The sequence below is a fragment of the Rhizobium sp. BK049 genome (genome assembly GCF_014193135.1).
Taxonomy (GTDB): Bacteria; Pseudomonadota; Alphaproteobacteria; order Rhizobiales; family Rhizobiaceae; genus Rhizobium.
In genome coordinates this window covers 80,306-100,953 of the sequence record NZ_JACHYV010000014.1, presented here as the reverse complement: position 1 = coordinate 100,953, position 20,648 = coordinate 80,306, and the positions used below count along the sequence as shown (strand labels likewise).

Below are 20,648 nucleotides of genomic sequence, written 5' to 3'. Positions count from 1 at the left end.
ATGCACGAAGGCCCGTTCGGCTGGCTGCGGCTGCCGAGGTCAGTTGCCCCCAGCCTTTTGCTGCGGATCGAGCAGACGGTGCATGTGGACGATGAAATAGCGCATATGTGCGTTGTCGACCGTCTGCTGCGCTTTCGCCTTCCAGGCCGTCAGCGCCGAGGCATAGTCGGGAAAAATGCCGACGATATCGAGGCCGTCCAGGTCACGGAACTGGACATCTTCGAGGCTTTCGAGTTCGCCGCCGAAAACGAGGTGCAAAAGCTGTTTCTTGTCACCGGAGTCAGTCATTTTCTTGTTCTCTTTCTGCCTAGTTCCTCCGCCACCTCATCTGCGGGATTTTGACGGAAACGTCAACTGTCTCGTCGCCCGGCGAATGCCGCGAGGAACTCATCGATACGGGGCGCTGGCGCCGCACAGAGGACCTTATGGGTGACGTCGGCCCTGTTATAGACGATGGACTTGCCGTCGAGGTCTACAAGCCCGCCGCCGGCGCAGGCCAGAACGAGATCGGCGGCGGCAAGGTCCCAGTCATGCGAATTGCCCTTGACGAAGGTGGCTTCCAGACGGCCGTCTGCCACCATGGCGATGCGATAGGCCAGCGAGGGGACATATTTTTCGCGTCTCACCCGGTCACGGAACGCCGGCGGAAAGGTCTTCAACAGGTCTTCGCCGATCGCAAGCCGGCTCAACTCGTCCGGCCCGGCGGCGGAAACGGTGAAGGGCGTGCCGTTCTTCAGCGCCACGCCGCCTTCGACGGCCTCGTAGAGCTCTTCGAGCGCCGGTGCATAGAGCACGCCGGCAACCGGGCGGCCGCGATGCACGACCGCGACGCTGACACACCAGACTTGCTGCCCGCCGAGGAAGGCGCGCGTGCCGTCGATCGGATCGACGATGAAAAGCGTCTCGCGCGACAGGCGGTCTTCATCGTCCTCGGTTTCCTCAGACAGCCAGCCATAATCCGGCCGCGCCTTGCGCAGGATCGTTTCAAGCGTCTTATTGGCGGCGAAATCGGCGGCGCTGACTGGAGAGCGGTCGCCGTTCTTCCACCAGACCTCGGGAGACTGGTTGAAGAAGCCGTAGGCGACCGCGCCGGCCTCCTTCGCAGCATCGGCGATCAAGGCGAGATCGCTCTGCCAGCGGAGCTTTTCCCTATCGCTCATCCCGTCATTCCATTCCTGCCCGTTTTTACTGCCCGGCGAGCGTCATGCCTTCGATCGCGAGGGTCGGAGCCGCGACGCCGAACTTGCGGTCGACGTCGTTTGCCGGCGTCAGGCGCATGAACATCTCCTTGAGGTTCGAGGCGATCGTCACCTCGGATACCGGGAAAGTGAGTTCGCCGTTCTCGATCCAGAAGCCGGTGGCGCCGCGGCTGTATTCGCCGGTGATCATGTTGACGCCGTGGCCGATTAGTTCGGTGACGTAAAAACCGTTGCCGATGCTGCGGATCAGTTCCTCCGGCGAGATCTCGCCCGGCTCCAAGGCGAGGTTGGTGGAAGACGGCGTGACGGCGGTGCCGCCGCGCACGCCGCGGCCATTGGTCTGCAGGCCGAGCTCGCGGGCCGTCGAGGTCGAGAGGAACCAGTGCTTCAGGACACCGTCTTCGATCATGACAAGCCGCTCGCCGGACACGCCCTCACCGTCGAAGGGACGCGAGGAAGGCCCGCGCACGATCAGAGGATCGTCGGTGATCGAAAGGCCCGACTTCAGCACCTGCTGACCCATCCTGTCGCGCAGGAAGCTGGTCTTTCGGGCGACGGCGGCACCGTTGATCGCACCGGCGATATGGCCGACAAAACCGCGGGCGACGCGCGGATCGAAGACGACGGTGACGTTCTTGCCGGTCGGCACCTGGCGCGGATTGACGCGCTTGACCACCCGTTCGCCGGCGCGGCGGCCGATTTTGGCGGGATCGTCGAGTTCGGCGTAATAAAGCCGGCTGTCGAAATCATAGTCGCGCTCCATGCCCGTGCCTTCGCCTGCGATGACGCTGACGGAATTGCCGAAACGGGAGGCCATGTAGCTGCCTTGGAAACCGTGCGACGTGGCGAGAACAAGACCGCCCATGCCGGCCGACGCGCCGGCGCCGGAGGAATTGGTGACGCCCTTGATCGCAAGTGCGGCCGTCTCGGCGGCAAGAGCCGCCTCGCGCAGCATCTCGGAGGACACGTCGGTGGCATCGAGCAATTGCAGGTCGGGATAGGACCTGGCGAGGTTCGCCTCGTCCGCCAGGCACGCGAAGGGGTCTTCCGGGGAAACCTTGGCCATGGCGACGGCACGTTCGGCCAGCGCCTGGAGATCGAAGCCCGGATTGGCCGAAACGCTAGCGACACGCTTGCCGATGAAGACGCGGAGCGAAAAATCGTCGCTTTCCGACGATTCCGTCCCCTCGACCTTGCCAAGCCGGACGCTGACGGATTGCGAGCGAGAGCGAACGACCACGGCGTCGGCAGCGTCGGCCCCCGCCTTCCTTGCCAGATCGATCAATTGAGTTGCGCGGGAAAGAAGTGTCGAAGAATCGATTTCAGAGGACATGATTTGGCCTTTCCTTCGGCTTCCATTTATTGTGCACTCTCCCTGGCATCAAGGCCGCCGCCGCCGATTCTTTGCCGGGGCTGCCAGGATGTTTCCCGCCGTCGAAAGAAATTGCCAGCATGTCAGCGCCCAACGACCTTTTCTCCGAAACGATCCTGCTGCTCGGCGGCGCGGTGGTCGCCGCTCCGATCTTCAAGAAGCTGGGGCTTGGCACGGTGCTCGGTTATCTCGCCGCCGGCATCGTCATCGGCCCGGTCTTCCACGGCATCACCGACGGCGAACAGATCCTTGCCGTCGCCGAGCTCGGCGTCGTCTTCCTGCTCTTCATCATCGGCCTGGAGCTGAAGCCAAGCCGCCTCTGGCAGATGCGGCGCGACATCTTCGGCCTCGGCACGGCGCAGGTGCTGGTAACAGGGCTGGCGCTGACAGCGCTCTCCTGGTTTTCCGAAGTTCTCGATTGGCGCGGCAGCATCGTCGCCGGCTTCGGCCTTGCGCTGTCCTCGACGGCATTCGCCATGCAGATCCTCGAAGGCGACGGCGACGTCAACACGAGATACGGGCAGCGTTCCTTCTCGATGCTGCTGTTCCAGGACCTGGCGATCGTGCCGCTCCTGGCGCTGATCACCGTTCTCGACGGCAGCGGCAAGGGCAGCAATACGCCGCTCACCGATATGGCCGTGGCCGTCGGCGCCGTGGCGGCGATGATCGTCGCCGGGCGTTATCTGTTGACGCCGCTCTTCCAGATCATCGCCCGCACCGGCGCACGCGAAGCGATGATCGCGGCCGCCCTTTTTGTCGTCATGGGATCGGCAAGCCTGATGCAGCTTGCCGGACTGTCGATGGCGATGGGCGCCTTCCTGTCGGGGGTGATGCTCGCCGAATCCTCCTACCGGCACGAGCTGGAGGCCGACATCGAGCCTTTCCGCGGCGTGCTGCTCGCCATCTTCTTCATCGCCGTCGGCCTATCGCTGGAGCTCGGCGTGCTCGTCGACAACGCACTCTTCGTCATCGTCACGGTGCCGATCGTCATGGCCGTCAAGGCGATCATCATCTATGGTCTCTGCCGGATATCGGGATCTCCGCACAATGACGCGATCCGCATCGCCTTCCTCTTGCCGCAAGGCGGCGAATTCGGCTTCGTGCTGTTCACCACGGCGGGCGTCGTCGGCTTGATGTCGACGAGCACGGCGTCGCTGCTGGTGGCGATCGTCACGCTGTCCATGGCGCTGACGCCGATCGGCGCGGCGCTGTCGAAGCGGCTGCTCAACGGCGATGAACAGGAAGAGCTCGACGAGGATTTCGAAGGTGCGGGCGCCGACGTGCTGATGGTCGGTTTCTCACGTTTCGGCCAGATCGCCGCCCAGATCCTGCTTGCCGGCGGGCGCAGCGTCACCGTCATCGACTTTTCCGCCGACCGCATCCGCCAGGCCTCCTCCTTCGGCTTCCGCATCTATTTCGGCGACGGCACCCGCAAGGACGTGCTGCGCTCGGCCGGCATCGACCGGGCGAAGATCGTCCTCGTCTGCACACAGAAGAAGGAGATCACTGACAAGGTGGTCGAACTGGTGCAAGCGGACTATCCGCAGACGCGCCTTTACGTACGCTCCTATGACCGAATCCATTCGATCGAACTGCGCAATAAGGGGATTGATTACGAGCTGCGCGAAACGCTGGAGTCGGGCCTGCTGTTTGGACGGCGGACGCTGGAGGCGCTCGGCGTCTCGGAGGTCGATGCCTATGAAATCGGCGAGGATATCCGCAAGCGCGACGAGGCGCGGCTGGTGCTGCAGGTCTCCGAAGGGCTGCAGGCGGGGCGCGACATGCTGTTTTCCCATCCGGTGCGTCCCGAACCGCTGGTTAAGCCGAAGCGCACCGCCGATCCTTTCGAGGACGATCCGCTGGCGGGAGTCGCGAATGCGGTGGCGGACGCATAAACCTGTTGCCGGAGCTGCGACGGTCGAGCAGTTCGAAAACAGTGGGCTACTGCCAGAATCTGTCAGCATGTCTCTCTAAATATTCTCCTGCCCAACATACAGGAGGTTTATCGTGTTCGACAGCAACAGCATTCTACTTTTCGTAACCGACGCGCCGAAGAGCGCCAGCTTTTATGCGCGGCTGCTCGGGCAAGATCCTGTGGAGGCCAGCCCGACCTTCGCAATGTTCATTCTTCCTTCGGGCCTGGCGCTCGGACTGTGGGGCCGGACGGGCGTCCAGCCGGCGCCGGCTGCTGCGGGCGGCGGCTGCGAGGTCGGTTTCAAAGTCGCGACAGCGGACATGGTCGATAGGCTCCATATCGAATGGCAGGGCAAGAGCGCGGCGATCCTTCTGCCGCCGACCGACCTCGATTTCGGCCGTAGCTTCGTTGCTGCCGATCCCGACGGGCATCGCTTGCGCGTCTACAACGTCGCGGAGGACTGAAGCATGTCCCGCAGCTGGATTGCCGTCGCATCAGCAAACCACGTCCGCATCGGGCGCGCAGCCGGGTTCATGCAAGTCTGTCACGGCAAGGCCGCTCCGCTCAAGCGGAGCGCGCCAGGGGACCGCGTGATTTACTATTCGCCGACTGAAACGTTTGGCGGCAAGGATCGCCTGCAGGCGTTCACGGCCATCGGCGTGGTCGAGGAAACGGCGGCATATCAAGTGGAGGCTCACCCCGGCTTCCGCCCTTGGAGGCGGGATGTCGTCTGGTGGCGGGCCATTGAAACGCCCATCCGGCCGCTGCTCGATCGGCTGTCTTTCACGAGCGATCGGACAGGCTGGGGCTATCGACTGCGCTTTGGTCTCATCCAAATCGACAATGACGATGCCGAGCTCATAGCCGAAGCGATGCTCGCTGAACCGCTGGCGCATGTCTCGCGGACGCCGGCAACGGTGCCCGTGCAAGGTTCCTTAGCGTTTTAGCCGCGCTTCGATCTCGCGGTCGAGGGCGAATTTCAGATCGTCCTTGACGCCGACGGACATGGCCAGCACTTCGCGAGCCTTGAGGAAATCCATCACGCCGGTGCGGCCGACCGTCGGGCGCAGGAAGATGTGCGGCTGGCAAAGCTTCAGCTTTAGCGAAATCGCCGTCTGCATCATCAGCTGTCCGGAACCGAAGATGCTTTCCATGCGGTTGGGAATATGAGTGCCGTCGCCCTCGGGAGCGCCGACGACATCGACGCCGACGACGATGTCGGCAAGATCCATCAGGCACTCATAAGGAACAGGATTGCTGATGCCGCCATCGATCATCACACGGCCGCGCAGGCGCACCGGCATGAAAACGGCGGGGATGGAGGACGAGGCGGCAAGTGCGGGAAACAGCTCGCCCTCTTCGATGATCACCTCGTTCTGCCCGTAATAATCTGTGGTGATCACCTTTGTCGGCACCAGCAGATCCGCAAAGCGGGCCGGCAGCTCCGACGGCAGGAAAGCTTTGAGGATCCGCTCCAGGTTGAACTGGCCGATGCGGATGCCCTTGGCCACGGCATCGCGCACTGTCGTCGGTCGCATGCCCCAGATGCGGGCAACGACGGCGGTCTTGTTGCCGACGGTTGCCAGCGCATGTTCACGGATTTCGGCGCCGGACATGCCGGCGGCCATGCCCGCCCCCATGATCGCGCCGATCGACGAACCCGCAATCGCCACCGGGCGGATGCCGAGTTCGTCGAGGGTTTCGATGATGTGGATATGGGACAGGCCGCGTGCGCCGCCGCCGCCGAAGGCGACAGCGACCGTCGGCAAATCGCTGATCGCAGGCAGTTTCGGACTGATGATCTCTGCCTGCTGCACGCCCCGCCCCTGCGCCTATTGCGGCTGATATCGGAAGAAATGCACCCTGGTGTCGCCAAAGATGCGGCTTTCGAGAAAAACATAGGAAGGGTGGACCGAAACGACAATGTCGGCGCGTTCTTCGAGCACCGCGATCGCCCCCGGCCGCAGCCAGCCGCCAACGGCTGCGGCCGCCATCGCCTTCTCGCCAAGGCCTTTGCCATAGGGCGGGTCGGCAAAGAGCACGTCGAAAGGCTCGAGATTGCCGGCGCTGCCGAGATCGGTCGCATCGCGGCGCAGGATGCGGGTGCGGCCATGCAGGCCGAGCGCATCGATGTTTTCCCAGAGCAGCGCCCTGCCCTCGACGCTGTTTTCGACGAAGAGCGCATGACGACAGCCGCGCGAGACGGCTTCGAGGCCGACGGCGCCGGTTCCGGCAAAAAGATCGAGGATCCGGGTGCCGTCGACGCATTCCGGATAGGCATGGCTCAGGATGTTGAACAGGCTCTCGCGCGTCCGGTCGGCAGTCGGCCGGATGTCGTTGGATTTTGGCACGGCGAGAGGCCGTCCGCGAAACTCACCGCCGACGATCCGCACCGCGCGTCATTCCCTTTCCTCGAGCACCACCTCTGGACGGACCGCCCGCCGGCCTGTCCCCGGCCGGCCTTTCACCGCCTGGCTTGGCGCCCTTAGGTTTGCCGGAAAAATTCTTGGGTCCACCAGGCTTGCCAGCAAAGCCCTTGCCGCGCGGCTTATCGCCCGAAGGCTTGCCGCTCACAGCCTTGTCGCCGAACGACCTTTCGCCGCGCGGACGCTCGGAGCGCCCCTCGCCGGCAAAGCTTCTGGCTGTCCGCGGGCGCTCGTCACCCTCCTCGCGCGGCTTACGTTCGCCACGCGACGGACGGTCGCCGAAGGGGCGGTCGCTGCGGGGACGCTCAGAACGGCCCTCGCCGGTGGAGGCTCTGGCGGCACGAGGACGCTCGTCACGATCAGCACGCGGCTTGCGATCGCCGAAGCTGGGGCCTTCGCGAGCGGGGCGATCCCCGAAGGACCGCTTGCGGCCAAAGCCCTCGGCCTCATCCTTGCGGCGGGGCTGCTCGCTCGAACGAATCCATTCGCCGTCCTCTTCGCGCACACGGTTGATCGGCGTGCGCGGACGATCCTCGATGCGATCGAAAGCATTGGTCTTTGCCGCCGGCTGTTCGCCGCGCCGGCGCGCGGTCTGCGCATTCTTGGCGGCCTTGGCTGCCGCCTTCTCGCCGAGGGGCCGGGCGCCGGGCGCCATCCAGACATTGGCGCTGCGGCGCTGGCCGAGCGACTGGGCGCGCTTGGGCTTGTCTTCATCCCTGCGGCCGCCGCGGCGATCGTCGTCTCTGCGCCCGCCGGGGCGATCGTCGCGCTTGGTGTCGAGGCGGCTGAGCGCCCGTTCGCGCTTATCCTCCTCGCGTCGCGGCCGCTCGCGCTTTGCTGGTGCGGCCGGTGCCGAAGCCTCTTCCTCTTCTTCGGCAGCGACGGCGGGCGCATTGTAGATCGGCGCGTCGAAATTCGCCTTGGCTTCCTCGATGAGGCGCGGGCCGAGTTGGTCACGCAATGTGCGGCCGCGCACCTCGACGACATGGCCTTCCCGCAAGTCACCGAGCTGGAACGGCCCATAGGAAATGCGGATCAGACGGTTGACATCGAGACCGAGCGCGCCGAGCACATTTTTGATTTCGCGGTTCTTGCCTTCGCGAAGGCCCATGGTAATCCAGACATTCGAGCCCTGGGTGCGGTCGAGGGTCGCCTCGATCGATCCATAGAGCACGCCATCGACGGCGATGCCGTCCTTCAATTTGTCGAGCGCTTCCTGATCGATCTCCCCATGGGCGCGAACGCGGTAGCGCCTCAGCCAACCGGTCGCCGGCAGTTCGAGGGCCCGGGCGAGGCCGCCGTCATTGGTGAGCAGCAGCAGCCCTTCGGTGTTGATGTCGAGCCGGCCGATCGACATGACGCGCGGCAGTTCTTCCGGCAGGTTGTCGAAGACGGTCGGTCGGCCTTCCGGATCGGCATTGGTGGTCACCAGGCCCGCAGGCTTGTGATAGAGCCAGAGCCTGGTGCGCTCGATGCCGCGGATCGGTACACCGTCGACCTCGATGCGGTCGGCAAGGGTGACGTTGACGACGGGGGTTTCGAGAACCGTGCCGTTCAGCGTCACACGGCCTTCCATGATCATGCGCTCGATGTCGCGGCGGGAGGCGACGCCTGCACGCGCCATCACCTTGGAAATGCGTTCGGCCTTGGTGTCGCTGTCGGCTTCCGCCGCCGCCGAGCGCGCGGTTGCGGCCTTCGCCGGCTTCGCACCGCCCGCCTTCGGACCGGCCTTCGGCCTGTTATCCCGTGAAAGGGGCTTTGCGCCCGGGCGTTTTGGCTTGTCTTTGGGTGTCATTTGCTGTTTGCCTGCCTTTTGGGCCTGTCTATCAGGTCACGCATCTGCGGTTAAGTGGAAATTCTTGCGATCGTGAAGACAAATCGTTTCATGGAGATGGCGCTTGAAGAAGCGCGCGCCGCCGGAGAACGCGGCGAGGTGCCGATCGGCGCGGTCGTCGTTGTCGACGATATTGCTGTTTCACGCTCGGGAAACCGCACGCGCGAGCTCAACGACGTTACCGCGCACGCCGAAATCGCTGCAATCCGGCGCGCCTGCGAGGCACTTGGGCAGGAGCGCCTTACCGGCGCCGATCTCTATGTGACGCTGGAGCCTTGCACCATGTGCGCGGCAGCCATCTCGTTTGCGCGCATCCGCAGGCTCTATTACGGCGCCGAGGATCCGAAGGGCGGCGCCGTCGACAATGGCGTGCGATTCTATGCGCAACCGACCTGCCATCACGCGCCGGAAGTCTATTCGGGAATCAATGAGGTGCAGTCGGCCGAGATTTTGCGGCGATTCTTTGCGGAACGAAGAGAGGCGCCGTAATCTCAGGGCCTGCACAATACCGTCATCCCGGCAGGCGGATGAGGGGCCGGTCCGGTGATATCGATGAACTCGAACCAACCAAAAAGCATGGGCTACAGGTCGGTCAAAGCTGCTACTGCAGGAAGTTCCACCACTGCTTGCCGGAATTGGCGATTGCCGCGTCCTTCTTGCGCTTCTTCTGCTTCTTGAGCTCCGGCTCGCCGACGTCATCGAGCTTGGCCGGGTCGTCGACGGTGCGGTAACCGGGCGGCGGATCGGAAATATAGCGACGCTGATCGACGTAGGAGCCCTTCTGCAGGGCGCGGGCCTCGCGATAGGCCTGGGTCTGGGCTTCGGTCGTGCGCCGGCCGCCTTCGATGGCGGAGCTTGCCAGCGGCGAGCGGTAATTCGGATTGTCCGAATTGGCGTCAGCCTCGGAAACGAGGCGGGCGCGGGTCTCCTCCGGCGATTCAAGCCATTGCGGATTGTCCTTGTTGGCCACCGTCGGCTGCGGCGCGACGAGGGTCTCTCGCTGGCCCTCAGCCGGCAGCACCAGCGTCGGGCGCGGCGTATATTTGACGCCCTTGTTCTTCGGTTCCGGTCCGGTCAGAGACACGGACTGGCCAAGATCGTCGGTCAGCTGCTCCATGGCGGTCTTGTCGGTGCCGTAGGTCGGGCTGCTGGCGCAGCCGGACACAAGGGAGCATCCCGCCATGACAACAGACAGGCAGGCGCCAATACGGAACCAATGCGTTGCGAACATGAAAACCCTTCCAGCCACCGGTGCAATCGTCGCCCTACCGGACAACCGTCCCCCTGACGCAAAAATCCGGCCATTTTCAGGCAGCTTTTACCGGATGAACGCCGCAATGGCAATTCACCCGGCAAATATCTTCAGGCGCGGATGCCGAGTTCGCGCAAGGCGGCGGCGTCGCGCGCCGAGACGTCGGGATAGTCCGGATCAGAACCGACATCGGTGGTGATGCGCCAGGAACGGGCGCATTTGACGCCTTCGGCAGGCTTCGGCACGACGGCGACGTCAGGCACCTCGGCCAAGCGGAAAGCGTCGGCCGGGCCGGCATCTGACTTGATCGTGATGCCAGAGGTGATGCAGACTTCGCTGAAATCCTGGCCCTCGAGCGCCTTGCGAAGCGCGGCATCGGCGACATAGACAACGGGCGCCGCCTCGAGCGAGGAACCGATGCGCTTATCCTTGCGCTCGATTTCGAGCGCGCCGGTCACGACGCTGCGGATCGCGCGGATCTTCCTCCACTTTTCGGCCAGCGCATCGTTGCGCCATTCCTTGGCGACCGGAGCGAACTGCTCCAGATGGACCGAGATAGCCGAGGGATTGCGTGAGAGCCATGCCTCTTCCGTCGTAAACGGCAGCATCGGCGCAAGCCAGGTCACCACGCAGTCGAAGATCATGCGGATGACATAGAGCGCCGAGCGACGGCGGAGGCTGGATGGCGCATCGCAATAGAGCGCATCCTTGCGGACGTCGAAGTAGAAGGCCGAGAGCTCGACATTGGCAAAGTCGATCAATGCGCGGGCGATCTTCTTGAAGTCGAAGGCATCATAATTCTCGCGCACGAGCTGATCGAGCTCGGAGAGACGGTGCAGCATCAGCTGCTCCAGCTCCGGCAGATCGGCAAGCGCGATGACCTCCCCCTTGTCGTGGGCAAGCGTGCCGAGCATCCAGCGGATGGTATTGCGCAGCTTGCGATAGGCATCGACATTGGTCTGGATGATCGTCTTGCCGACGCGGAGATCATCGGCATAATCGGAGGTCATGACCCAGAGGCGCAGGATGTCGGCGCCGGCATCCTTCATCACCTCCTGCGGCGAGGTGACGTTGCCCTTCGACTTCGACATCTTCTCGCCCTTCTCGTCCATGGTGAAACCATGGGTGAGGACAGCGTTATAAGGGGCGCGGCCGCGGGTGGCAGCCGATTCCAAGAGCGACGAATGGAACCAGCCGCGATGCTGGTCGGACCCTTCGAGATAGAGATCGGCCGGCCATTTCAGGTCCGGGCGGTCTTCCAGCGTGAAGGTGTGCGTGGAGCCCGAGTCGAACCAGACGTCGAGGATATCCATGACCTGGGTCCACTTGGCCGGGTCATGCTCGTTGCCGAGGAAGCGCTCCTTGGCGCCTTCCGCAAACCAGGCGTCTGCGCCCTCGACATCGAAAGCGTTCAGGATGCGCTGGTTGACGGCCTCGTCCTTCAGGACCTCGCCCTGCTCATCGACGAAGACGCAGATCGGCACGCCCCAGGCTCTTTGACGGGAAAGGACCCAGTCCGGGCGCTGCTCGATCATCGCACGCAGACGGTTCTGGCCGGCGGCCGGCACGAAACGGGTGTCGTCGATCGCGTTCAGCGCCCGATTGCGCAGCGTCGTCCCGTCCGGCAGCGTCTTGTCCATATAGACGAACCACTGCGGCGTATTGCGGAAGATCACCGGCTTCTTCGAACGCCAGGAATGCGGATACTGGTGCTTCAAGCGGCCGCGGGCAAAGAGCGCATTGCGCTCGATCAGCGCCTTGATGACACGATCATTGGCATCGCCCTTCTTGCCGTTGTCGTCGATGACGCGTGCGCCTTCCAGACCGGGAGCGTCGGCGGTGTAGAAGCCGCCGTCGTCGACCGGGAACGGGATCTTGGTCTCGATGCCGCGCGCCTCGATCTCACGGGCATGCGCCATCCAGACGTCGAAGTCTTCGCGGCCGTGGCTCGGCGCCGTGTGGACGAAACCGGTACCGGCATCGTCGGTGACATGATCGCCCTCGAGCAGCGGCACGACAAATTCGTAACCGCCTTCCAGGCCTCGGAGGGGATGTGCGCAGGCCATGCCGGCGAGGTGGGCAGCCGTGACATCGGCTAGACGCCGGTACTGCAGCTTCGCTTTGGCAAAGGATTCCTCAGCCAACTTGTCGGCGAAAACAAGCTTCTCGCCAGGACGCGGGCCGAAATCATTCTCGGCAGCCGTGACCTCATACAGGCCGTAGGCGACACGTGAGGAATAGGCGACCGCGCGGTTGCCGGGGATCGTCCATGGCGTGGTCGTCCAGATGACGACGAAGGCATCCTTGACGCTGTCGGGGCCTTTCGCGATGGGAAATTTCACCCAGATCGTGTCGCTTTCATAGTCGTGGTACTCGACCTCGGCTTCCGCCAGCGCGGTGCGCTCGACCACCGACCACATGATCGGCTTGGAGCCGCGGTAGAGCTGGCCGCTAGCGGCGATCTTCAAGAGCTCACCAGCGATGCGGCTTTCCGCATGGAAGTTCATCGTCAGATACGGGTTTTCGAAGTCGCCCACGATGCCGAGGCGCTGGAACTCGTCACCCTGGACCTTGATCCACTTCTCGGCATAGGCGCGGCACTCGCGGCGGAAGCCGATCATCGCCGCCGGCTCGCTCAGGTCGGGCTTAGCCTTGCCCTTGGCGCGATAGTTCTCTTCCTCGATCTTCCATTCGATCGGCAGGCCGTGGCAATCCCAGCCGGGCACGTAGTTGGCGTCATAGCCGCGCATCTGGAACGAACGGTTGATGACGTCCTTGAGGATCTTGTTCAGCGCATGGCCGATATGGATGTTGCCATTGGCATAGGGCGGGCCGTCGTGCAGGACGAATTTCTCGCGGCCGGCGGCGGAGGCGCGCAGTTTCTTATAGAGATCCATCTGCTGCCAGCGGGCAACAAGCTCCGGTTCCTTCTGCGGCAGACCGGCGCGCATCGGGAAATCGGTTTCAGGCAGATAGAGGGTCTTCGAGTAATCGATCTTTTCGGCTGTTTCGGTCATGTGTGACAATCGTTTCTGGCAGCCCCGTGAGGGCGCGACGGACGTGAAAATAGGTGGCGGCGGAAGCGCCTGCTCGCAAGCGCCGAAAACCCGGACCTCCCGGCCGCTTAGCGCGCGCGGAAGGCCGGGCCGATAATTCGTATCGTCATTGCCAGCCGAAGTTTCGTCATAGCGCCGGTTCATAGGCGTTTTTGCCGGGAAAAGGAAGAGAGGAAATTGCCTGCTTACGATCGCGAGGCACTGCCGAATCCGGCATGCACCCGGAACATTCCGACCAGTGCACTCTCAGGAGAAGCAAAGCTTGCGATCGAGTTCGCCCAATGGCGCCACGCCCGCCAGCAGCGCCCTCGCCTCTTCCTCGTCGCGTTTGATCTGGACGACAAGCGCATCGAGGCCATCGAATTTCAGTTCGGGTCTAAGATAGCCGAAGAAGGAGACGGCGCAGAGCTGGCCGTAGAGATCGCCGTGAAAATCGAACAGATAGGTTTCGAGCAGCGGCGCGCCGTTTTCCGTCACCGTCGGGCGGCGGCCGTAGCTCGCGACGGCATCGTGGAGCGTTCCGTCCTGGCGGCGGAAGCGGACGGCGTAGATGCCGGCGGCGAGTTCGGCCTCGGGCGGCAGGCGCATATTGGCGGTGGGAAAACCGAGCTGCCGGCCGAGCTTTTCGCCGTCGATCACCTCGGCTTCGACCGTATAGCGGTAGCCGAGCATGCCGGCGGCTTCGCTGACATTGCCGTCCTTCAGCAGCGCCCGGATATGGCTCGACGAGACGACATCGGCGTTCTCGTCGCGGAAGGCGTCGATCAGGGTGACGCCGAAACCATAGGTCTGGCCGGCATTCATCAGGAAGGCAGGCCCGCCTTCGCGGCCGCGGCCGAAATGGAAATCGAAGCCGGTGACGACTTCGGTGGCGCCTAGCCAATCCTTGAGGATCGAATGGATGAAATCGTCGGCCGAGCGCTGCGAAAATTCGTAGTCGAAAGGATATTCGATGACTGCGTTGAAACCGAGCGTTTCCAGAATCCGGGCCTTGAGCGGCGCGGGTGTCAGCCGGAAGACCGGTGTCTGCGGCCGGAACACCGTGCGCGGATGCGGCTCGAAGGTCAGCACCAGGGCAGGAATGCCGCGCGTCTTCGCTATTTCGAGCGCGCGGTTCAGCACCGATTGATGGCCGCGATGCACGCCGTCGAAATTGCCGATGGCAATGACCCCGCCCTTCAGATGGGCAGGCAAGGCTTCGCGGGTTTCATTGCGGTGAAAGACGGTCATCGGCTGGCTTCTCTTCATGCAAGGCGCGGCATCCACCACTTCGGCGCGGCCTTCTCCCGCTCGAGATAGGCGTTGAGGATCGCCTCGTCGGTCTCGCCGTTCAAGGTGTATTCCTTGGCATGGATCCCGCCGCTGATGTAGAGAAGATCCAGGCCGAAATTCAAGGCGCCGCGCACATCCGTCGGCATACCGTCGCCGATCGCCAGCACACGGTCGGTGGAAAAATCGCCGCGAAGCTCGCGGGCGGCCGAAAGTGTCGCCTCGTAAATCGGCCGGTGCGGCTTGCCGGCAATGCGGGTTTTACCGCCGAGCTGCTCGTAATAGGCAGCCATGGCGCCGGCACAGGGGATGATGCGATGGCCGCGTTCGACGACGAGGTCGGGATTGGCGCAGATCATCGGCACGTCGCGCGCCTGGAAATCGAGGAGCATGTCGGTGTAGTCCTCGGGCTTTTCGGTCTCGTCGTCGAAAAAGCCAGTGCAGACGAGCGATTGCGCTTCACCGGCCGGCCGGCGCTCGACGCCGATGCCTTCGAGAAGCGCCTTGTCGCGCTCGGGGCCGAGCAGAAAGACCGTCTTCGGCCCCTCGGAAATCAGCCCGCGGGTGACGTCCCCCGAAGTGACGATCCGGTCATAGGCGCCGTCGGGAACGCCGATGTGGCGCAGCTGCTCGACCACTTGCCAGGAAAGGCGCGGCGAATTGGTGATGAGGACGACGGCAAGGCCGCTCTCACGCGCGGATTGAAGGGCGGCGGCGGCCTTCGGAAACGGATCGACGCCGTTATGAACGACGCCCCAGACGTCGCAGAGCACCACGTCATAGCGATCTGTGATCTCCGAGAAGTTTCCTATCCGCCTGGCCATTCCAATTTCCCGATTTGCTTCAGTCACCGGTGACATTGCAAAGGCGCAAGGCGATGGCAAGGCATTTTCTTCACCTTGGCAGACAAGATCCTCGGCAATCCCGGCGGGAGGGGACGGCAAGGTCTGGCAACGTTGCCATGCCAGACAAGATTTCGGCGGGAACCTCCGATAATTCGCCGCTCTTCACAATTCCGGCACAAAAATTCGTGATTGCTCTCATTGACTCCTCTCGGAGCCATCCCTAAATGCTCGAGCGCTAGCACTCACCAGAGAGGAGTGCTAACACTTATCCATGCGGACCGCTCCGGCCCGCGAATGTCATTCGATCGAGGGATTAGACAATGGCAAGCACCAATTTCCGTCCGCTTCACGACCGCGTCGTCGTTCGTCGCGTCGAGTCCGAAGAAAAGACCAAGGGCGGCATCATCATTCCCGACACCGCCAAGGAGAAGCCGCAGGAAGGCGAAATCGTCGCCGTCGGCTCCGGCGCTCGTGACGAGTCCGGCAAGGTCGTCGCTCTCGACGTCAAGGCTGGCGACCGCGTTCTGTTCGGCAAGTGGTCCGGCACTGAAGTCAAGATCAACGGCGAAGACCTTCTGATCATGAAGGAAGCCGACATCATGGGCATCATCGGCTGATCGGCCGATCCGCTTTCCCGAAATGGCTGACGGGCCTTTTGCCCGAACAAATCGAATTCAGGAGACACAAACATGGCAGCTAAAGAAATCAAGTTTGGCCGCACCGCGCGCGAAAAGATGCTGCGCGGCGTCGACATTCTCGCCGATGCAGTGAAGGTCACGCTCGGCCCGAAGGGCCGTAACGTCATCATCGACAAGTCCTTCGGCGCTCCGCGCATCACCAAGGACGGCGTTTCCGTCGCCAAGGAAATCGAACTTGAAGACAAGTTCGAAAACATGGGCGCCCAGATGGTCCGCGAAGTCGCTTCGAAGACCAACGACATCGCCGGTGACGGCACCACGACTGCAACCGTTCTTGCCCAGGCGATCGTTCGCGAAGGCGCCAAGGCCGTTGCCGCCGGCATGAACCCGATGGACCTGAAGCGCGGCATCGATCTCGCCGTCGCCGAAGTCGTCAAGGATCTCCAGGCCAAGGCCAAGAAGATCAACACTTCGGAAGAAGTCGCCCAGGTCGGCACGATCTCCGCTAACGGCGAACGCCAGGTCGGTCTCGACATTGCCGAAGCCATGCAGAAGGTCGGCAACGAAGGCGTCATCACGGTTGAAGAAGCCAAGACCGCCGAAACCGAACTCGAAGTCGTCGAAGGCATGCAGTTCGACCGCGGCTACCTCAGCCCCTACTTCGTCACCAATCCGGAAAAGATGGTCGCCGACCTCGAAGACGTCTTCATTCTCCTCCACGAGAAGAAGCTCTCGAACCTGCAGTCGATGCTCCCGGTTCTCGAAGCCGTCGTCCAGACTGGCAAGCCGCTCCTCATCATCGCTGAAGACGTCGAAGGCGAAGCCCTTGCTACGCTCGTCGTCAACAAGCTGCGTGGCGGCCTGAAGATCGCTGCCGTCAAGGCGCCCGGCTTCGGCGACCGCCGCAAGGCCATGCTCGAAGACATCGCTATCCTGACCGGCGGCACCGTCATCTCCGAAGACCTCGGCATCAAGCTCGAGAGCGTCACGCTCGACATGCTCGGCCGCGCCAAGAAGGTTTCGATCTCCAAGGAAAACACCACGATCGTCGACGGTTCGGGCGCCAAGTCCGACATCGAAGGCCGTGTTGCCCAGATCAAGGCCCAGATCGAAGAAACCACCTCCGACTACGACCGCGAGAAGCTGCAGGAACGTCTTGCCAAGCTCGCCGGCGGCGTTGCCGTCATCCGCGTCGGCGGCTCGACGGAAGTCGAAGTGAAGGAAAAGAAGGACCGCATCGACGACGCCCTCAACGCGACGCGCGCTGCCGTTCAGGAAGGTATCGTACCGGGCGGCGGCGTTGCCCTGCTGCGTTCTTCCGTCAAGATCTCTGCCAAGGGCGTCAACGACGACCAGGAAGCCGGCATCAACATCGTTCGCCGCGCTCTGCAGGCTCCGGCCCGCCAGATCGCCGAGAACGCTGGTGACGAAGCTTCGATCGTTGTCGGCAAGATCCTCGACAAGGATCAGGACAACTACGGCTACAACGCCCAGACCGGCGAATATGGCGACATGATCGGCATGGGCATCATCGACCCTGTCAAGGTCGTTCGCACCGCCCTGCAGGATGCCGCTTCCGTCGCATCGCTGCTGATCACCACCGAAGCCATGATCGCCGAGCTGCCGAAGAAGGACGCTCCGGCTATGCCGGGCGGCATGGGCGGCATGGGTGGAATGGACATGATGTGATAGGCGAAAGCCGTCACTGACATCCATTCCGGCACATCCGGAACAGGAAGGGCGGCCCCCGGGTCGCCCTTTTCTTTTGTCCGCTGCGATTCGTTCCGTTGCGCACTATTTTATCCCGTGCAGCGCGTCAGCCGACCTCGAAGCTTTCGTCAGGCTTGCGTCGCCGCTCTTTTTCCAATGCCGGAAAGTGCGCGGGAGATTGCTTCCGGGGGAAGGTTTCTCACGCAATAGATGCCAAACCGCTCGAAAAATGCCGAAACTGGTCACTTCTGGCTGAAGAGCGTGATGATGCCGACATCTCTCACAAATAATGCCGATCCGAACAGGCTCAAAAAGCCGTTGCCGATTGTGCAAAAGCTCCTATAAATCCGCGGCTGCAATTGATGCGCGCCCGGCGATCATTCGCTGTCAGACGAGCGCGGGAAGGCGATGCCATAAATGCGTGTTCGAAGGGCTCAGGTCCGGAGACTCGAATGGCTGCAACGATCGCCGAAGTAGGCGCGGGCATCATGCCCGCCGTCCCATGATCCTGTTTCTTTGTGTTTGCCGAGCATGCGGCGGAGGAGCCGCATCCGAACTGGGGAACGCCTTGTTTAAGATCGCCAAAGCCAATGGAGCCGTGCCCTTGATGACCGGCTCGCTGAACGACAACCATCAAAATCACCAGATGCTGGCGCAGTTGTCGGTTTCCGAAAGCTGGACCGGAGATTTTTCGAGCGGCCTGATCCGTCTCGGCAAATGGAGCGCGATGCTGCACGGCCTCTCCGCCGAGGAATGCGGGCTGCTTAACCTGATCCGCTGCTACGATAGCAAGGATCGAGCCCGCGTGCTGGAACTGTTCGAGCAGGTGGCGACGCATTGCTCCTCCTTCTGCTTTTCAACGACAATCATCATGCCGAACGGCTTGCGCCAGCCACTGTTCTGCATGGGCGAGTCTAACGGGCTCGAGGAGAAATACAGCGGCAGCATAACCGGCGTCTTCATCTTCCCTCGCTTCAAGCTCGAAGGCACAAGGCAGATCACCAGCCGGCAATAAGACCGGCGACGCTAGATAAAGGCCGCTCATGGCCCAGCCACTAACGTAAATGTGGAATCGCTAAACTTTGCGGTTCCACATTTTCAGCCCACGACCGACGGGCCCATTGCAGCCATCCGTACTATTTCTACTCGCATCAAGCGGTCCGACGGCCAATTTGGATTGGGTAGCTTCATCACCCGCCCGCAAGCGGCCGCCGGCCGCAAAATCAAAGAGGAATCGCAGCGTACCCTTTGTCATAGCGGGAATAGTCATGTTTTACGAAACGTCCGCAAGTGGCGGCGCATAGCGGGCCGCGAGGAAGCACGTCTCGACCAGTATCGGTCACCGCAATGCGGCCGGCATGACATCAGCACCATCCATGACATAGGTCGCATAGCGATGGTCGCGGATAAGGCTTATCTTTTGCCCCCGCCATTCGAGCAGCATAAAATAGTAAGGCCCGCTCGCCGGTTCGGCCGAAACCAGGAATATTTCCCTGCCTTCCAGCCAGGCCGGTTCGACCCTGACTCGCGGATATTCGGCATAATAGGTGAAAAATCGACCGACATCGGCGGCACCCGAGATTTCAGGCCGTCGCGCCTGGCGAAGCCGAACGTCATCGGCCAGCAAGCGACGCAGCGCGTCCCAATCTTGGGCGTTGAAGAGCGCTGCAAAGTTCAGGGCCTCGGGACTTGGCAACGGCGCAACGTCAGACCGCACGTCGGAGATCGCACGCAATCTCGCCCTACCGCGCGACAGATGGGCCTTGACGGCGTCGACGCTCAGTTCGAGCAGCGCTGCGATATCCGCAAGCGACTCTCCCAACACATCCTTGAGGATTACCGCGCTGCGTTGCGGCACCGGCAATTCTGCAAAATGACCCAGGGCGACCCGCACCGTGTCCCGCCGGATCAGCGCGTCCTCCGCGCCGACTGCGCTGATATCGGGCAGATCAAAGGCCATCTCAAGCGGCTCCGACCGGCGCGTACTGCGCTGGCGCAGGGAATCTATGGCTCGATTGTGGACGATGCGAAACAGCCACGGTCGCAGCGGCGTGCCAGGTGGGATCGAGCCAGCCGTCGAAAATACCCTGGCAAACGCGTCCTGAATCACGTCCTCGCCGTCGATCACCGAACCCACCAGACGAGCAGCATAACGATGCAGTTGGGGGCGAAGCGCGTCCGCTTCCCTGGCCAGATCTGCGAGCAGAGTTTTCCTCTCTTCCGCCCCGAGAGCTGGGTCTTTCGTCATTCGATGACCGTCACACCCGTATCCCCACGCACGGCATAGACCATGGCCTCAGCGAGGCCGGAATCGCCGATCAGTTCGGCGACCGTATCACCGAAAGCCCGCGGCGTCATGTCCGGCCAGGTGGCGGCCTGTTCGGCAAATGTCCGACTCGCCTTCGCAGCATAGGCCCCGATTCCGGTATCGCCCACACCAGTTCCAACGAACATCTGCCGGGGAACGATGACCCGGAACCGCAAGCCCAGGCCGAGTTCCGCCGACAAGTCGTCGGCATATTTTGCAATGAACCACTGCGCGCGCTTGGCGCCGGCATAACCTCCCGATAGTGGCGACCCCTGCACGGCGGCTCCGCTGGAGACCAGCACGACGAGCCCGCCCGGCGCCATTGGCAAGGTCAGAGCAGCCTGTACCCAATGCAGCGCGGCCTTGACGTCTACGTTCCAGTTGGTCGTGAATGCCTCCCAGCCAATCCGGTCGATCCGCTCCATGGGCGGTTTCGCACCGGCATTCATGATGACGACATCAGGTCGCGTCTGCTCCATGATCCGCCACGCCGCGTCGGCATCAGTTGCATCGGCCGATATGGCGGTGACGGCCAGTTGCTCAGCCGGCCCCTGCACAGCCGTCGCGTTTCGGGCGACCACGGTGACTTCGGCCGCGCGAGCAACGAATGCCTCGGCAAGCCCACTCCCCAAGCCGCGGCTCCCGCCGACGACCACAATTCGCTTTCCTTCCAGATCCATTTCTCAGTCCTCGTTCATTCGACCGCTCGACGACGGTCGCAACAACGACGGTTCAAGGAGGTGAAAAGAGTCATCGCTATCTGCGATTTGTGGAACCCAGCGTCAAAAAAGTCTGGCTCGACCGAATGCCGCCGTGATTGCGGT

At 62.7% G+C, this 20,648-nt stretch carries 19 protein-coding genes; 7 read left to right on the top strand and 12 right to left on the bottom strand.

From position 1 onward, the window contains the following. Positions 1–39: 39 nt before the first annotated feature. From FHT70_RS16330 to FHT70_RS16320, 3 genes are all read right to left on the bottom strand, one after another. On the bottom strand, positions 40–288 hold the full coding sequence (locus FHT70_RS16330) for a DUF4170 domain-containing protein (protein WP_085777121.1): 249 nt from the start codon (positions 286–288) through the stop codon (positions 40–42). Between the two features lie 62 nt (positions 289–350). Beyond that, positions 351–1,160, bottom strand: coding sequence for a 3'(2'),5'-bisphosphate nucleotidase CysQ (locus FHT70_RS16325; RefSeq protein WP_183702966.1), 810 nt, complete (start codon positions 1,158–1,160; stop codon positions 351–353). 25 nt (positions 1,161–1,185) lie between these two features. Then, positions 1,186–2,532 carry a TldD/PmbA family protein gene (locus FHT70_RS16320; RefSeq protein ID WP_183702963.1) on the bottom strand — a complete coding sequence of 449 codons (1,347 nt, stop codon included), beginning with the start codon at positions 2,530–2,532 and terminating at the stop codon, positions 1,186–1,188. Between the two features lie 119 nt (positions 2,533–2,651). Here FHT70_RS16320 and FHT70_RS16315 point away from each other — a divergent pair, with 119 nt between their 5' ends. From FHT70_RS16315 to FHT70_RS16305, 3 genes are all read left to right on the top strand, one after another. Then, on the top strand, positions 2,652–4,466 hold the full coding sequence (locus FHT70_RS16315; protein WP_183702960.1) for a monovalent cation:proton antiporter-2 (CPA2) family protein: 1,815 nt from the start codon (positions 2,652–2,654) through the stop codon (positions 4,464–4,466). Positions 4,467–4,578: 112 nt separating this feature from the next. Then, positions 4,579–4,950 (top strand): VOC family protein, encoded by a 372-nt coding sequence (locus FHT70_RS16310; RefSeq protein ID WP_085777117.1) that lies wholly within the window; start codon positions 4,579–4,581, stop codon positions 4,948–4,950. Between the two features lie 3 nt (positions 4,951–4,953). After that, positions 4,954–5,433, top strand: a complete 480-nt coding sequence (locus FHT70_RS16305; RefSeq protein ID WP_183702957.1) for an EVE domain-containing protein — start codon at positions 4,954–4,956, stop codon at positions 5,431–5,433. Here the strand turns inward: FHT70_RS16305 and FHT70_RS16300 are convergent. From FHT70_RS16300 to FHT70_RS16290, 3 genes are read right to left on the bottom strand one after another with little or no spacing between them, the layout of a single operon-like run. After that, positions 5,422–6,303, bottom strand: coding sequence for a patatin-like phospholipase family protein (locus FHT70_RS16300; protein ID WP_183702954.1), 882 nt, complete (start codon positions 6,301–6,303; stop codon positions 5,422–5,424). The genes FHT70_RS16305 and FHT70_RS16300 overlap by 12 nt on opposite strands. Positions 6,304–6,318: 15 nt before the next feature. Then, entirely contained in the window at positions 6,319–6,879 is a 561-nt protein-coding gene (gene rsmD, locus FHT70_RS16295; RefSeq protein WP_183702951.1) for a 16S rRNA (guanine(966)-N(2))-methyltransferase RsmD, read from the bottom strand. After that, on the bottom strand, positions 6,860–8,707 hold the full coding sequence (locus FHT70_RS16290; RefSeq protein ID WP_183702949.1) for a pseudouridine synthase: 1,848 nt from the start codon (positions 8,705–8,707) through the stop codon (positions 6,860–6,862). Before FHT70_RS16290 ends, rsmD begins: the two co-directional genes overlap by 20 nt. Before the next feature lie 90 nt (positions 8,708–8,797). On the opposite strand from FHT70_RS16290, the gene FHT70_RS16285 reads away from it, so the two are divergent. Further along, entirely contained in the window at positions 8,798–9,235 is a 438-nt protein-coding gene (locus tag FHT70_RS16285; protein WP_183703080.1) for a nucleoside deaminase, read from the top strand. Positions 9,236–9,347: 112 nt separating this feature from the next. Here the strand turns inward: FHT70_RS16285 and FHT70_RS16280 are convergent, their stop codons facing one another. From FHT70_RS16280 to FHT70_RS16265, 4 genes are all read right to left on the bottom strand, one after another. Continuing rightward, complete coding sequence (locus FHT70_RS16280) at positions 9,348–9,977, bottom strand: hypothetical protein (protein ID WP_085777111.1); 630 nt, start codon at positions 9,975–9,977, stop codon at positions 9,348–9,350. 131 nt (positions 9,978–10,108) lie between these two features. Next, positions 10,109–13,015: an isoleucine--tRNA ligase gene (gene ileS, locus FHT70_RS16275; RefSeq protein WP_183702947.1), complete on the bottom strand. Its 2,907-nt coding sequence runs from the start codon at positions 13,013–13,015 to the stop codon at positions 10,109–10,111. Positions 13,016–13,300: 285 nt separating this feature from the next. After that, on the bottom strand, positions 13,301–14,284 hold the full coding sequence (locus tag FHT70_RS16270) for a bifunctional riboflavin kinase/FAD synthetase (RefSeq protein ID WP_183702945.1): 984 nt from the start codon (positions 14,282–14,284) through the stop codon (positions 13,301–13,303). A 14-nt stretch (positions 14,285–14,298) separates the two neighbouring features. Continuing rightward, on the bottom strand, positions 14,299–15,147 hold the full coding sequence (locus FHT70_RS16265; RefSeq protein WP_183702943.1) for a TIGR01459 family HAD-type hydrolase: 849 nt from the start codon (positions 15,145–15,147) through the stop codon (positions 14,299–14,301). 341 nt (positions 15,148–15,488) lie between these two features. Here FHT70_RS16265 and groES point away from each other — a divergent pair, with 341 nt between their 5' ends. From groES to FHT70_RS16250, 3 genes are all read left to right on the top strand, one after another. Then, on the top strand, positions 15,489–15,785 hold the full coding sequence (gene groES, locus FHT70_RS16260) for a co-chaperone GroES (RefSeq protein ID WP_004675403.1): 297 nt from the start codon (positions 15,489–15,491) through the stop codon (positions 15,783–15,785). A gap of 72 nt (positions 15,786–15,857) precedes the next feature. Next, entirely contained in the window at positions 15,858–17,495 is a 1,638-nt protein-coding gene (gene groL, locus FHT70_RS16255; protein ID WP_088396568.1) for a chaperonin GroEL, read from the top strand. 589 nt (positions 17,496–18,084) lie between these two features. After that, positions 18,085–18,531 (top strand): hypothetical protein, encoded by a 447-nt coding sequence (locus tag FHT70_RS16250; RefSeq protein WP_183702941.1) that lies wholly within the window; start codon positions 18,085–18,087, stop codon positions 18,529–18,531. Positions 18,532–18,855: 324 nt separating this feature from the next. Here the strand turns inward: FHT70_RS16250 and FHT70_RS16245 are convergent, their stop codons facing one another. Both FHT70_RS16245 and FHT70_RS16240 read right to left on the bottom strand, forming a co-directional pair. Then, complete coding sequence (locus tag FHT70_RS16245) at positions 18,856–19,764, bottom strand: sigma-70 family RNA polymerase sigma factor (protein WP_183702939.1); 909 nt, start codon at positions 19,762–19,764, stop codon at positions 18,856–18,858. Beyond that, entirely contained in the window at positions 19,761–20,504 is a 744-nt protein-coding gene (locus FHT70_RS16240) for an SDR family NAD(P)-dependent oxidoreductase (RefSeq protein ID WP_183702936.1), read from the bottom strand. The genes FHT70_RS16245 and FHT70_RS16240 overlap by 4 nt, the downstream gene beginning before the upstream one ends. Between the last annotated feature and the right edge of the window lie 144 nt (positions 20,505–20,648).

Bases quoted from the DNA above. Each gene is read 5' to 3' on its own strand.
- ileS (WP_183702947.1), bottom strand. From the start codon at position 13,015: ATGACCGAAACAGCCGAAAAGATCGATTACTCGAAGACCCTCTATCTG.
- FHT70_RS16330 (WP_085777121.1), bottom strand. From the start codon at position 288: ATGACTGACTCCGGTGACAAGAAACAGCTTTTGCACCTCGTTTTCGGC.
- FHT70_RS16280 (WP_085777111.1), bottom strand. From the start codon at position 9,977: ATGTTCGCAACGCATTGGTTCCGTATTGGCGCCTGCCTGTCTGTTGTC.
- FHT70_RS16290 (WP_183702949.1), bottom strand. From the start codon at position 8,707: ATGACACCCAAAGACAAGCCAAAACGCCCGGGCGCAAAGCCCCTTTCA.
- FHT70_RS16240 (WP_183702936.1), bottom strand. From the start codon at position 20,504: ATGGATCTGGAAGGAAAGCGAATTGTGGTCGTCGGCGGGAGCCGCGGC.
- FHT70_RS16320 (WP_183702963.1), bottom strand. From the start codon at position 2,532: ATGTCCTCTGAAATCGATTCTTCGACACTTCTTTCCCGCGCAACTCAA.
- FHT70_RS16325 (WP_183702966.1), bottom strand. From the start codon at position 1,160: ATGAGCGATAGGGAAAAGCTCCGCTGGCAGAGCGATCTCGCCTTGATC.
- FHT70_RS16305 (WP_183702957.1), top strand. From the start codon at position 4,954: ATGTCCCGCAGCTGGATTGCCGTCGCATCAGCAAACCACGTCCGCATC.
- groES (WP_004675403.1), top strand. From the start codon at position 15,489: ATGGCAAGCACCAATTTCCGTCCGCTTCACGACCGCGTCGTCGTTCGT.
- FHT70_RS16270 (WP_183702945.1), bottom strand. From the start codon at position 14,284: ATGACCGTCTTTCACCGCAATGAAACCCGCGAAGCCTTGCCTGCCCAT.
- FHT70_RS16245 (WP_183702939.1), bottom strand. From the start codon at position 19,764: ATGACGAAAGACCCAGCTCTCGGGGCGGAAGAGAGGAAAACTCTGCTC.
- groL (WP_088396568.1), top strand. From the start codon at position 15,858: ATGGCAGCTAAAGAAATCAAGTTTGGCCGCACCGCGCGCGAAAAGATG.
- FHT70_RS16265 (WP_183702943.1), bottom strand. From the start codon at position 15,147: ATGGCCAGGCGGATAGGAAACTTCTCGGAGATCACAGATCGCTATGAC.
- FHT70_RS16315 (WP_183702960.1), top strand. From the start codon at position 2,652: ATGTCAGCGCCCAACGACCTTTTCTCCGAAACGATCCTGCTGCTCGGC.
- FHT70_RS16285 (WP_183703080.1), top strand. From the start codon at position 8,798: ATGGAGATGGCGCTTGAAGAAGCGCGCGCCGCCGGAGAACGCGGCGAG.